This window comes from Ruegeria sp. AD11(2025), from assembly GCF_056542405.1.
The window spans coordinates 1-12,370 of sequence record NZ_JBQFZU010000003.1 but is presented as its reverse complement, the minus strand read 5'-3'; the positions used below and the strand labels follow the sequence as shown (position 1 = coordinate 12,370).

Annotated in this window: 11 protein-coding genes; 9 read left to right on the top strand and 2 right to left on the bottom strand. The window is 59.8% G+C overall.

The window, feature by feature from the left end; genetic code table 11:
• Positions 1-21: 21 nt before the first annotated feature.
• Positions 22-246 (bottom strand): DUF1127 domain-containing protein, encoded by a 225-nt coding sequence (locus tag ACR1XY_RS03445; protein ID WP_480589900.1) that lies wholly within the window; start codon positions 244-246, stop codon positions 22-24.
• A gap of 906 nt (positions 247-1,152) precedes the next feature.
• On the opposite strand from ACR1XY_RS03445, the gene mraZ reads away from it, so the two are divergent.
• The 9 genes from mraZ (at position 1,153) to ACR1XY_RS03400 (ending at position 10,835) form a co-directional block, all read left to right on the top strand.
• On the top strand, positions 1,153-1,656 hold the full coding sequence (gene mraZ / locus ACR1XY_RS03440; protein ID WP_480589898.1) for a division/cell wall cluster transcriptional repressor MraZ: 504 nt from the start codon (positions 1,153-1,155) through the stop codon (positions 1,654-1,656).
• A 4-nt stretch (positions 1,657-1,660) separates the two neighbouring features.
• A complete protein-coding gene (rsmH, locus tag ACR1XY_RS03435) occupies positions 1,661-2,653 on the top strand; it encodes a 16S rRNA (cytosine(1402)-N(4))-methyltransferase RsmH (protein ID WP_480589896.1) in 993 nt (330 codons plus the stop codon).
• On the top strand, positions 2,650-3,018 hold the full coding sequence (gene ftsL / locus ACR1XY_RS03430) for a cell division protein FtsL (RefSeq protein ID WP_480589894.1): 369 nt from the start codon (positions 2,650-2,652) through the stop codon (positions 3,016-3,018). The genes rsmH and ftsL overlap by 4 nt, the downstream gene beginning before the upstream one ends.
• Positions 3,015-4,802, top strand: a complete 1,788-nt coding sequence (locus tag ACR1XY_RS03425; protein ID WP_480589891.1) for a peptidoglycan D,D-transpeptidase FtsI family protein — start codon at positions 3,015-3,017, stop codon at positions 4,800-4,802. Before ftsL ends, ACR1XY_RS03425 begins: the two co-directional genes overlap by 4 nt.
• A gap of 22 nt (positions 4,803-4,824) precedes the next feature.
• Positions 4,825-6,306: a UDP-N-acetylmuramoyl-L-alanyl-D-glutamate--2,6-diaminopimelate ligase gene (locus tag ACR1XY_RS03420; protein ID WP_480589889.1), complete on the top strand. Its 1,482-nt coding sequence runs from the start codon at positions 4,825-4,827 to the stop codon at positions 6,304-6,306.
• Entirely contained in the window at positions 6,303-7,697 is a 1,395-nt protein-coding gene (locus ACR1XY_RS03415; protein WP_480589887.1) for a UDP-N-acetylmuramoyl-tripeptide--D-alanyl-D-alanine ligase, read from the top strand. Before ACR1XY_RS03420 ends, ACR1XY_RS03415 begins: the two co-directional genes overlap by 4 nt.
• 24 nt (positions 7,698-7,721) lie before the next feature.
• A complete protein-coding gene (gene mraY / locus ACR1XY_RS03410) occupies positions 7,722-8,804 on the top strand; it encodes a phospho-N-acetylmuramoyl-pentapeptide-transferase (RefSeq protein WP_480589885.1) in 1,083 nt (360 codons plus the stop codon).
• Between the two features lie 150 nt (positions 8,805-8,954).
• Complete coding sequence (gene murD / locus ACR1XY_RS03405) at positions 8,955-10,355, top strand: UDP-N-acetylmuramoyl-L-alanine--D-glutamate ligase (protein ID WP_480589882.1); 1,401 nt, start codon at positions 8,955-8,957, stop codon at positions 10,353-10,355.
• A gap of 105 nt (positions 10,356-10,460) precedes the next feature.
• Entirely contained in the window at positions 10,461-10,835 is a 375-nt protein-coding gene (locus ACR1XY_RS03400; protein ID WP_480589880.1) for a glycine zipper family protein, read from the top strand.
• Here ACR1XY_RS03400 and ACR1XY_RS03395 read toward each other — a convergent pair.
• Positions 10,832-12,010: a BaiN/RdsA family NAD(P)/FAD-dependent oxidoreductase gene (locus ACR1XY_RS03395; protein WP_480589878.1), complete on the bottom strand. Its 1,179-nt coding sequence runs from the start codon at positions 12,008-12,010 to the stop codon at positions 10,832-10,834. The genes ACR1XY_RS03400 and ACR1XY_RS03395 overlap by 4 nt on opposite strands.
• Positions 12,011-12,370: the final 360 nt, after the last annotated feature.

Here is a 12,370-nt window from a genome sequence, read left to right as displayed (position 1 = left end):
CTCGGTTATGTCTTTGCGCGCCTAGTGCGCGACGTGTTCTTCGGCCGCTTGCAGTGCAAGGCGGCGGATCATCGAGCGGTGCAGGCCCAGATCGGCCAACTCGCGGTTCGACAGTTCAGACAGTTCGTTGACCGTCTGGCGGTAGGCGCGATATCGGACGAACCGGATCTTTACAGCCTCAATCAGCGAAGTCAGCCCGGTTGCCGGTGCGCTTTTTAGCGCGGAATGATGTGTTGCTGCAGCCATCTGCCTTACTCGATTTTTTTGTTGGTGCCGGTGTGGCCCGGCGTTTGCTTGAGATTGAAAATAGGCGAATGCTGCAATTGCACAATAGCCCGCGTCGTCAATGCTGCTATGCAGCAACTGCATAGATATCAATGAGTTGAACATTCGGGTGATGAAAAGCCTTTAAATAAAGGATTTAGCTATCGTGTTGGCTGGATTCGCATGAGACCGGGCGCCACAAGGTATGTGTGATTGCTTTTTCTTTGTGCGGCTTCTTTTGAAATTTGTGCGTTTTGAAATCGCTGATCGATGGCGAGCCCCGTTGACGGTTGTCTCCAGGCCTATGGGAATTCATGGGTGAATTTTGGCCGGGCTTGGAAACGCGGTTCAACATTGTGTAGTGCGGGGTGATTCGAGGTGGGGAGTTCCACCTGGATAGGTGATTAAGCGCAAGAATCCCTGCTCACTTAAAAAATATTGGGAAATCATGGGACAAAGCGGGCATTGAAAATATACACAATATATAGTGCGCGAAGTAAAAATTTTTCGTATTTGTGGTGAATTGTGTGCGGTTTTCATTTGTCCTCAATTTGTCTATGCTGTGAATCCATCGATGACTCGATGAATTTTCTTGTTGATTTCCATGAATTCCCATGGCATCCCTAGTTTATCCGATGAGGACGAGGCACATGGGGCGCCAAACGACCCCGAACCAATAAAAACAGGTTTCATACAGGCATCTCGCTTTCATCACTCAAGAGATCCGGCGCGCGGGCGAGCAGACATCCCCCCAGGTGGCGCGCGCAGCTGGACATCCCGCAAAGCGGGTCAATGCGGCGGGTTGATCAGTGGCAGCAGATCAACCCGCCGTTTTTCATCCGGGGGACGTGAGATTTAGGTGGGGCGCAAGCGAAAGGGACAATCGTCTTGGCGCGCAGGTTTAGAGGTGAAAGCCACCATAAGGTGGATACGAAGGGCAGGGTGTCGATCCCGGCCTCGTTTCGCCGTGTGCTTGAAGCCTCTGATTCCAACTGGCAGCCCGGTGATACGCCTGAACTGGTGATCGTCTATGGGGACCACCGCCGTAAATTCCTTGAATGCTATACCATGCAGGCCATCAACGAGGTCGATGACAAGATCGACGCGCTGCCGCGTGGCTCGATGCAGCGAAAGATGCTGCAACGCATGTTCCATGGTCAGTCCTTCCCAACCACGGTGGACGAGACGGGGCGCTTGGTGCTGCCCGCCAAGCTGCGCACCAAAATCGGGCTTGAAAACGAGGCGTTCTTTATTGCTGCCGGTGACACGTTCCAGATCTGGAAGCCCGAGACCTATGAATCTGAAGAGCTGGCCGCAGCCGAGGATTGGTTGGACGAACAGCCCGAGGACTTTGATCCTCTTGTGTACCTAGACGGCGTCGGGGACGCGTAGCGGCATGGCCGGCGCTGAAACCCCTTCCGATAAACCTCATATCCCTGTCCTGTTGCGCCCCTTACTGGCCGCAGTGGCACCGGTGTCCGGCGTCTGGCTGGACGGGACGTTTGGCGCGGGCGGCTATACGCGCGGGTTGCTGGAGGCTGGGGCGGACAAGGTAATCGGCGTGGACCGTGATCCGCTGGCTTTCGAAATGGCAGCGGACTGGGCAAGTGACTATGGTGATCGGCTGGTGATGCAGCCCGGTGTATTCTCGCGCATGGATGAATATGCGCAGGGCTTGGATGGGGTCGTGCTGGACCTCGGCGTGTCGTCGATGCAGCTGGATCAGGCCGAGCGCGGGTTTTCCTTCATGAAGGACGGCCCGCTGGACATGCGGATGAGTCAGGAAGGCGAAAGTGCTGCTGACCTGGTAAACACGGCGACCGAAACGCAGCTGGCGGACATCCTGTTTTACTATGGTGAAGAACGGGCGAGCCGACGCATCGCCAAAGCCATCGTAAAGGCGCGGGCAGAAGAGCCGATCACCACGACCCTGCGTCTGGTTGAGATCGTCGAATCCTGTTTGCCGCGTCCCAAGCCGGGACAATCGCACCCTGCGACGCGCAGCTTTCAGGGGCTGCGAATTGCAGTGAATGCCGAATATGAAGAGCTGTTTCGGGGTCTTATGGCAGCCGAGCGGGCGTTGAAGCCCGGGGGGCAACTGGCCGTCGTGACGTTCCATTCCATCGAGGACCGTATGGTCAAACGGTTCTTTCAATCCCGTGCGGGTAAAACCGGGCGCGCCAACCGCTTTGCGCCCGAGATTGAGCAAGGGCAACCGCAGTTCATGCTTAAGACACGCAAAGCTGTAGGGCCGGACGAGCAGGAATTGCAGGAAAACCCACGTGCGCGCTCGGCCAAGCTGCGCGTGGCGGTGCGGACCGAGGCTCCGGCAGGGGAAATTGAGGCCCGCGCCATTGGGATGCCACAAATTGGGGGAAGGGCGAAATGAAGAGTGTTTTGTATGTGTTGACCGCTCTGGCCGTGTTCGGACTGGCGCTTTGGGCGTATCAAGAGAATTACCGCACCCAGCAAGTGGTGAAGGAAACACAGAAGCTGCAGCGCGAGATTGGCATGGCACAGGTGCGGCTGGCCGTGTTGAACGCCGAATGGGCTTATCTGAACCGTCCCGACCGGCTGCGCGAGTTGGCTGACCTGAACTTTGAGCGCCTGGGCCTGTTGCCGCTGCGCGCCGAGCAATTCGGTCGCGCCGATCAGATTTCATACGCCGAGGACCCGGATCTGCCCATCGTTGACCCGATTGAATTGCAGGCGATCACCAACACTCAGGCGCTGGGTGAGGTGCAGATCCCATGACCCGCACGCCCCTGCGCCCTTTGGCCCGAATCCTCGACGCCCGCGCCCGGGGCGAAAACCCCAAGGCGATTGAGCGCGAGAACATCCGCCAGCGTCACGAAGATATGAAAGACCGCGCCCGCGCCCGCGCCGAAGGGCGCCTTTTGGTGCTGGGTCTGTTCTTCTTCTGCGCTTTCTCGGTCGTGGGCGTCCGCATGGGCATGTTGGCCACTTCCGAGGCACAAGAACCGCTGGCCAGCGCGCCCGGTGCCGCGATTGCGATGCAACGGGCCAATATCGTTGACCGGGAAGGGCGCATTCTGGCGACCAATCTGGATACCTATTCCGTCTACGCGCAGCCGCCGCTGATGATTGACCCGGTTGCGGCCGCTGATCAATTGGTGGCGATCTTCCCCGATCTGGAAAAAGAGCGCCTGGTCAAGGACTTCACCGGTAACCGTAAGTTCCTCTGGATCAAAAAGCGTATCTCGCCCGAACAGAAACAGGCTGTGCATGACATCGGCGATCCCGGCATCCTGTTCGGCCCGCGTGAGATGAGGCTGTACCCGAATGGCCGTCTTGCCGCGCATATCCTGGGTGGCTCGGGATTTGGTCGCGAGGGTGTGAGCGCCGCCGAGGTTATCGGTGTGGCAGGCGTCGAAAAACAGTTCGACGACTATTTGCGCGATCCGGCGAATGGCAACAAACCGCTGCAACTGTCGCTGGACCTGACCATTCAGGCAGCGGTCGAGCAGGTTCTTTACGGCGGTATGAAGATCATGAATGCCAAAGGCGCCTCGGCCGTTCTGATGAACGCGCATACGGGTGAAGTTGTCTCGGCCGCGTCGCTTCCGTCCTTTGATCCGAATGATCGCCCCCGTCCGCCGACCTCGGGGTTTGATCCATCAGACAGCCCCCTGTTCAATCGCTATGTGCAGGGCGTCTACGAATTGGGGTCGGTTTTCAAGATATTCACAGCCGCGCAAGCGGTACAATTGGGTCTGGTGAATTCCGAGACGATCATCGACACCTCGGGTCCGATGAAAATCGGTCGCTTTCCGATTGGTGAATTCAACGGCAAGAACTACGGCAAGATCAGCGTTGCGGACGTGATCGTCCACAGCTCGAACCGGGGCACAGGGCGGCTGGCGCTGCAGATTGGCGCAAAGCGTCAGCAGGATTTCCTGCAATCGCTGGGTATGTTTGATCCGACTCCGTTTGAGATTGTTGAGGCCGCCGGCGGCGCGCCGCTCAAGCCCAAGAAATGGGGCGAGCTGAGCACGGTGACCATTTCCTATGGCCACGGGTTGTCGACCAGCCCGATGCATCTGGCTGCCGGATATGCGGCGATTGCCAATGGCGGGCACTATGTCAGCCCTACCATCCTGCGCAAGAACGGCCCCCAGTACGGCCCGCGCGTGTTGTCGGAAAACGCGGCCAAGCAGGCACAGAAAATGCTGCGCAAGGTTGTGACCGACGGCACGGCCAGCTTTGGCGACGTGGCTGGCTATGACGTGGCTGGAAAAACCGGCACTGCAGATAAGCCCAAGCCGCGCGGTGGCTACTACGATGACAAGGTGATCGCGACCTTTGCAACGATCTTTCCGGCCTATGATCCGAAATATGTGCTGATCGTCACGCTAGATGAACCGTCCATTGTGGCCTATGGCGAAAAGCGCCGCACGGCGGGGTGGACGGCGGTTCCTGTGGCCGCAGAACTGATCGGCCGCATTGCCCCGTTGCTGGGCCTGCGTCCCCGGGTTGAGCCTGAGGCCCGCGCTGCTATAACCCTGACCTCAAATTAGGCTGTCCAACAAAAGGTGGGTCATGGGCATAAGGACGAAAACACTCAGCCAACTGGCCCTGACCGCAAGGGGCGGCGCGAATCCCGAGATCACCGGGCTGGCCGTTGATAGCCGCGAGGTCAAGGACGGTTACCTCTTCGCGGCCCTTCCCGGCACCCGTGTTCATGGTGGAGAATATATTCAGTTCGCTATACGCATGGGCGCTGCCGCAATTCTGACCGACGCCGAAGGGGCTGAGATTGCTGCCGAGGACTTGGCCGCATCGGACGCTGCGCTGGTGGTGGTCGAAGACCCGCGTCAGGCACTGGCCGGATGTGCCGCGCTGTGGTTCGGCGCTCAACCGCAGACGATTGTGGCCGTGACCGGAACCAACGGAAAGACCTCGGTATCGACCTTTGTGCGCCAGATCTGGATGGAACTTGGTCACGCGGCAGTAAACCTCGGCACCACGGGTGTTGAGGGCGCATGGACAGCGCCGCTGGCACACACCACGCCCGAGCCGATCACTCTGCACCGCTGCCTCGCAGAGGCTGCTGAGAACGGCGTCACACATGCGGCGATGGAGGCGTCCTCGCACGGTCTGGAACAGCGCCGCCTGGATGGCGTGCATTTAGCCGCTGCGGGGTTCTCGAACTTCACTCAGGATCATCTGGACTATCACGAAACGTTCGAGGCTTATTTCGCCGCCAAGGCTGGGCTGTTCGACCGGGTTCTGCCGCAAGACGGGACCGTGGTCATCAATATGAACGATTCCAAGGGCGACGAAATCCGCAAGATCGCCGAAGCGCGCGGTCAGTCAGTTCTGACCGTCGGGTCGGGCGGTGCCGATCTGTGCCTGAAGAACCAGCGCTTCGACTCGACCGGGCAGGACCTGCGCTTTTCATGGCAGGGCAAGGTGTTCCAGACTCGCCTGAACCTGATCGGAGGGTTTCAGGCTGAGAACGTTCTGCTGGCTTGCGGTCTGGTCATTGCCGCTGGTGAGGAACCTGAGCGTGTTTTCGAAACTTTGCCGCATCTGACAACCGTTCGGGGCCGTATGCAACTGGCCGCGACGCGAGAGAATGGCGCAGCGGTGTTTGTCGACTACGCACACACCCCGGATGCGGTGGCGACGGCGCTGAGGGCGATGCGCCCGCATGTGATGGGTCGTCTGATCGCTGTCGTTGGCGCGGGCGGGGATCGCGACGCCACCAAGCGCCCGTTGATGGGTCAGGCCGCCGCCGAAAACGCTGACGTCGTCTTCGTTACTGACGACAATCCGCGCAGCGAAGATCCGGCCTCCATCCGCGCCGCTGTTTTGCTGGGTGCGCCGGAGGCCACCGAAGTCGGTGACCGGGCCGAGGCCATCTTGCGTGGCATTGATGCTTTGCAACCGGGCGATGCCTTATTGATTGCAGGGAAGGGTCACGAGACCGGCCAGATCGTCGGCGATCAGGTTCTGCCCTTTGACGATGTGGAACAGGCCAGCATCAGCGTCGCGGCGCTGGACGGGAGGGTGGCATGACGCTCTGGACCGCGGCCGAGGCTACTGAGGCTACCGGTGGGCGCGCGACGACTGATTGGGTGGTGAACGGCGTGTCGATCGACACCAGAACCCTCCAACCCGGAGACCTGTTTGTGGCGCTCAAGGCCGCGCGGGACGGGCATGATTTCGTGGCGCAGGCGCTAGAAAAAGGGGCGGGCGCGGCGTTGGTGTCTCGCATCCCTGAGGGCGTATCTGAAGACGCATCGCTGTTAATCGTCGATGACGTGCAAACCGGACTCGAGGCGCTGGGGCGAGCGGGCCGTGCCCGGACGGACGCGCGTGTCGTGGGGGTAACAGGCAGCGTCGGCAAGACCTCGACCAAAGAAATGCTGGCCACCATTTTGGAAACGCAGGGAAAAACCCATGCCAGCGTGGCCAGTTACAACAACCATTGGGGGGTGCCTCTGACACTGGCACGGATGCCGCGTGACACTGAGTTTGCAGTGATCGAGATCGGTATGAACCACCCTGGTGAAATAGCTCCACTGGCGCGTCAGGCGCGCCCGCATGTGGCATTGGTGACGACCGTGGCGGCAGTGCATCTTGAGGCTTTCGAGTCGGTTGCGGGCATCGCCCATGAAAAGGCCGCGATCTTCGAAGGGCTTGAACCCGGCGGCGCGGCCATTGTGAATGCCGATATCGATCACGCGGACATCCTGCGCCAAACCGCGCAGGAACATGGGGCCGGAATCGTGGATTTTGGTCGCAGTGCTGCGGATTACAACCTGACCGACGCAACGCAAAGCGCTGACTCGGTTCATGCCGGGGCGACCGTCGGCGATGCAGTCATCACCTATGATGTGCAGTCAGCAGGAACGCATTTTGCCATGAACGCGCTGGGTGCTCTGGCGGCTTGTGTTGAGATGGGCGTAGATCTGGACGCGGCCATCGCCGGATTGCGCCGGTGGTCTCCGTTCAAGGGGCGCGGCGTGCGGGAAACGCTGCCTTTGGCGACAGGTGCGCAGATCGAGTTGTTGGACGACAGCTACAACGCCAATCCCACCTCGATGGCGGCTGCATTGGATGTACTGGCCGCGTCGCAAGGCGCCCGTCGGATCGCGTTTCTGGGCGATATGAAAGAGTTGGGCGGGCAGGAAATTGCCATGCATGCCGGACTGGCCGATGTCGCGGCAATGACGCAGGTTGATCAGGTTCACTGCATAGGCCCGCTGATGAAGGCCTTGCATCAGGCGTTGCCCGACGAAAAGCGCGGGCTCTGGTTCGAGACCAGCGCCGAGATGGCAAGACACCTGCCGGAATTGATCCGCGCAGGGGATACGGTGCTGGCCAAGGGTTCGCTCAGCATGGCGCTGGCTCAGATTGTTGACGGTTTGCGGAAAATGGGGCAAGGGAGCGCGCTTGACCCATGATTGCCGCCTAGGAAAGGTATTGTAATGCTCTATTGGTTGACCGCCCTGTCGGATGGAGGGGATTTCTTTAACCTCTTCCGCTACATCACCTTCCGTGCGGGCGGGGCCTTTCTGACGGCGCTGATCTTTGGATTCATCTTTGGCAAGCCGTTGATCAACGTGTTGCGTCGCAAGCAGGGCAAGGGGCAGCCGATCCGGGATGATGGGCCAGAGGCGCATTTTTCCAAGGCCGGGACGCCGACCATGGGCGGTTTGCTTATCGTTGGGGCACTGGTGACATCGACACTGATCTGGGCGAGGTTGGACAACCCTTATGTCTGGATGGTGCTGTTCGTGACGCTGGCCTATGCGGCGATCGGCTTTGCCGACGATTACGCCAAAGTATCGAAACAGAACACCAAGGGCGTTTCCGGCAGGATGCGGATGGCGTTGGGGGTGATTATTGCGGTTCTGGCCTCGCTCTGGGCAACATTGCACCATCCCGAGGCGCTGCAGAACCAACTGGCCGTGCCGGTCTTCAAGGATACGCTGGTCAATCTGGGTGTGTTCTATATCCCCTTTGCGATTGTTGTCATCGTCGGGGCGGCCAATGCGGTGAACCTGACCGATGGCCTGGACGGGTTGGCGATCATGCCGGCGATGATTGCGGCTTCGACCCTTGGGGTTATTGCCTATGCGGTTGGTCGGGTCGACTTTACCGAGTATCTGGACGTGCATTACGTGCCCGGAACCGGGGAAATCCTGATCTTTACTGCGGCGTTGTTCGGGGGCGGGCTGGGCTTTCTTTGGTACAATGCGCCACCTGCGGCCGTGTTCATGGGCGATACCGGGTCGCTGGCCTTGGGCGGTGCGCTGGGTGCGATTGCGGTGGCCACTAAGCACGAGTTGGTTCTGGCTGTTGTCGGCGGCCTGTTCGTGGTCGAAGCGCTGAGTGTGATCATTCAGGTGCTGTATTTCAAACGCACTGGGCGCCGTGTATTCCTGATGGCGCCGATCCATCACCACTACGAGAAAAAGGGCTGGGCCGAACCGACAATCGTGATCCGGTTCTGGATCATCTCGTTGATCCTGGCGATGATTGGCTTGGCTACGCTGAAAGTCAGGTAGTACTCCCGCCAGGTTCGGCGGACCTGCGGTCCTCCTGCCTCCTGTTGGGTCCGGCTCGCGCTGATGCGCGAGCCTTTTGTCACTCTTGCCTTCGGTGGTCCCATCTGCGCAGTGTGGCGGCCAATTGGACGTCAGAAAAAGGTAGGTGGCATGATCCCGGTCAAAGGGTTTTCAGGGCAGAAAGTTGCGGTTCTGGGGCTTGGCCGATCGGGTCTGGCCACAGCGCGCGCGTTGCGGGCAGGTAAGGCCGAGCCGATCTGCTGGGATGACAATCCAGCCGCCCGCGAAATAGCCGAGGCCGAAGGGTTCGCCTGCCTAGATCTGCACCGTCACGGGGCGTTTGACGACATCGCCTCTTTAATTGTCTCGCCCGGTATCCCGCATCTCTATCCTGAACCGAATCCGGTGGTGGCTGCGGCGCTCGTAGCTGGGGTGCCCGTGGACAATGATATTGGGCTGTTCTTCCGGTCCTTTGCGGGGCCGGAATGGAACAATTATGACACCCCTCCGCGCGTGATCGCGGTGACCGGGTCGAACGGGAAGTCGACCACTGCCGCGCTGATTCACCATATCCTGACTGAAGCCGGGCGCGCGTCGCAACTGGCGGGGAATATCGGGCGTGGTGTGCTGGATATTGATCAGGGCGGGGATGGTTCGGTCGTGGTGCTGGAGTTGAGCAGTTATCAGACCGAATTGGCCCGGTCGCTGACGCCGGATGTGGCAGTGTTCACCAACCTGTCGTCGGACCATCTGGACCGCCACGGCGGGATGGGGGGGTACTTCGCAGCCAAGCGGCGCCTGTTTGCTGAGGGTGGCCCAGACCGTGCGGTGATCGGGATTGACGAAAACGAAGGCGCGTTTCTGGCGGGACAGCTGGCTGAAGGGCCGGCGGATGACCAGGTGATCCGCGTCTCGGTAGCGCGCAGATTAACAGGGCCGGGCTGGCAAGTCTTTTCGCGCAAGGGGTTCCTGTCGGAATACCGCAAGGGGCGGCAGGCCGGGTCGATTGATCTGCGCCAGATCAAGGGGTTGCCTGGCACGCATAACCATCAGAACGCATGTGCGGCCTATGCCGCCTGTCGCGCGTTGGGGCTTGCGCCGCGCGTGATCGAGGACGCACTGCACAGCTATCCCGGACTGCCTCATCGCAGCCAGATCATCGCCGAAGCTGATGGTGTGACTTATGTGAACGATTCCAAGGCCACCAACGTGGACAGTGCGCTGAAGGCGTTGACGGCGTTCAAGAAGATCCGGTGGATTTGTGGGGGGCTTGAGAAAGAAGGCGGTCTGGCGGTGCTGAACGGCGCGGCGGATCAAGTACTAAAGGCCTATGTGATCGGGCGCGAGGCCGCAGGTTTCGCAATGCAGCTTGAGGTCGAAGCGCAGGTCTGTACCACCATGGAAAAGGCTGTCGCGCAGGCCATGGCCGATGCGCAGCCGGGTGAGACTGTGTTGCTGGCTCCGGCGGCGGCCAGTTTCGACCAGTACGACAACTTCGAACAGCGTGGAGACGATTTTGCCGAACAGGTTCTGAGGCGGTTGGCGAACTAGTCATTTGCAATAGACCGCCGGTTGGGCCAAGCTGCGGTGCTATCAGCTTGACGCGCCATGACAATTACGTTTGGCTCCGGGCAAATTCAACACGAGGTCATGACTATGCCATTTCGTAAGTTTTCTCTGATCCTGCCTGCTATTCTGGTTGCGGGTGCCTGCACCAATACAGGCGCCAATTATCAGCCTATCGTTGATGGTCCGATCGGTCCGAACTACAACGTCGATCTGCAGCAATGCCAGCAGCTTGCCGCCTCGCAGGCCAGTGTGGATGGCTCTACCGCCGGAAATGCGGCAATCGGCGCGGCGGGTGCCGCAGCAGTTACTGGGATTGTTCAGGACAGCAGCGACAATCTGGGTCGCGCAGCCATTGCTGGCGCGCTTGTCGGTGCGGGTGCGGATGTGATCAACAAGAACCAGAACAAAGAGGTTCTGGTACGCAACTGTATGCGCGGTCGTGGATACAACGTCGTAGGCTAACGGGCCGCGATTGCGGTTCCGGCGGCGTGGCCCGAGGACCACGCCCACTGGAAATTGTAGCCGCCCAGCCAGCCGGTGACATCCACCGCTTCACCAATTGCATAGAGGCCGGGGACATCCCTGGCCTCCATCGTTTTGGACGACAAGTCATCCGTATCGATCCCGCCCAGTGTGACCTCGGCGGTGCGATACCCTTCGGTGCCCGAGGGCGTGAGCTGCCAGTTGGACAGGGCCGAGATCAACTCAGTCAGTGCATTGTCGGATTGATCGGCCAAGTTACCCGACATGGGAATGTTTTGGCTCAGGTAGTCCACCAGCCGCGCGGGCAGGTGACGGGCCAGTTCTGTCATCAATGCCTTGCGGCCACTATTTTGCCGCTGCTCGCGCAGCAGGTCAAACAGGGGCAGATCGGGGATCAGGTTGACCCGGATCACCTCACCCTCTTGCCAATAGGAGGAGAGTTGCAGCACCGATGGCCCGCTGAGGCCGCGATGGGTGAACAGCAGTGCCTCGTCAAAACTGGTACGGTCGTTCGACAGCCGCGCGGGCAGAGAAACGCCCGAGAGGTCCTTGAACTTGCCGTCTGAAAAGGTGAACGGCACCAGCGCCGCGCGTGTCTCGGTCATCCGCAAGCCGAACTGTTTTGCGATGTCATAGGCCAGCCCGGTCGCACCCATTTTGGGGATAGATTTGCCACCCGTGGCCAGTACCAGACTGGTGCAGCTCAGGCAGAGGCGCTGGCCCTCGCGGTCAACCTCCAGTGCGAACCCCGCTTCGGTCTTTCGCAGGTCCTTCACCTCGCTCCGCACCCACAGCTCTGCCCCGGCACGCTCCATCTCGGCCAGCAGCATCTGGATGATCTGTTTCGAGGAGCCGTCGCAAAACAATTGCCCCAGCGTTTTCTCGTGCCACGCGATACCGTGGTGCCCGACCAGATCGACGAAATCCCACTGCGTGTAGCGCGCCAACGCGGATTTACAGAAATGCGGGTTCTGCGACAGGAAGTTACGCGGGCTCGCATACATGTTGGTGAAGTTACAACGTCCACCGCCGGAGATGCGGATTTTCTCCCCCGCAGCCTTCGCGTGGTCGATCACCAGCACGCGGCCACCGCAATGGGCCGCGCACATCATGCCGGCTGCACCGGCGCCAAGGATGATCGTGTCAAATGTCATGTGCAGCGCATGGCGTGAATTGGCGGGGATGGCAAGTGGGGCCTGTTTAAGGAACGGACCGGTTTTGTGATAAACTCCTGATGTCAAAGAACCGAAATATGCCCAATGCAGAGGAGGGCGTCCCGATGATCATGCGAATATTCCAAGTCACAGTTCGGCCCGGCAAAGAGGCTGAATTCTCGAAGTTCTTCCACGAGACCGCGATCCCTTTGATGAAGAACACAAAGGGCATTGTTCAGGTCCTGCCGGGTGCGCCGCGTTCTGAAACACCTAGGGTCAGGACTCATAGCCAATAGATGACGAGTGCTGCGAGGGCGATGGCTGACAGGAAGACCTTCGGGCACCTGTCGTAGCGGGTCG

Bases quoted from the DNA above. Each gene is read 5' to 3' on its own strand.
- ACR1XY_RS03445 (WP_480589900.1), bottom strand. From the start codon at position 246: ATGGCTGCAGCAACACATCATTCCGCGCTAAAAAGCGCACCGGCAACC.
- rsmH (WP_480589896.1), top strand. From the start codon at position 1,661: ATGGCCGGCGCTGAAACCCCTTCCGATAAACCTCATATCCCTGTCCTG.
- ftsL (WP_480589894.1), top strand. From the start codon at position 2,650: ATGAAGAGTGTTTTGTATGTGTTGACCGCTCTGGCCGTGTTCGGACTG.
- ACR1XY_RS03425 (WP_480589891.1), top strand. From the start codon at position 3,015: ATGACCCGCACGCCCCTGCGCCCTTTGGCCCGAATCCTCGACGCCCGC.
- ACR1XY_RS03420 (WP_480589889.1), top strand. From the start codon at position 4,825: ATGGGCATAAGGACGAAAACACTCAGCCAACTGGCCCTGACCGCAAGG.
- ACR1XY_RS03415 (WP_480589887.1), top strand. From the start codon at position 6,303: ATGACGCTCTGGACCGCGGCCGAGGCTACTGAGGCTACCGGTGGGCGC.
- mraY (WP_480589885.1), top strand. From the start codon at position 7,722: ATGCTCTATTGGTTGACCGCCCTGTCGGATGGAGGGGATTTCTTTAAC.
- murD (WP_480589882.1), top strand. From the start codon at position 8,955: ATGATCCCGGTCAAAGGGTTTTCAGGGCAGAAAGTTGCGGTTCTGGGG.
- ACR1XY_RS03400 (WP_480589880.1), top strand. From the start codon at position 10,461: ATGCCATTTCGTAAGTTTTCTCTGATCCTGCCTGCTATTCTGGTTGCG.
- ACR1XY_RS03395 (WP_480589878.1), bottom strand. From the start codon at position 12,010: ATGACATTTGACACGATCATCCTTGGCGCCGGTGCAGCCGGCATGATG.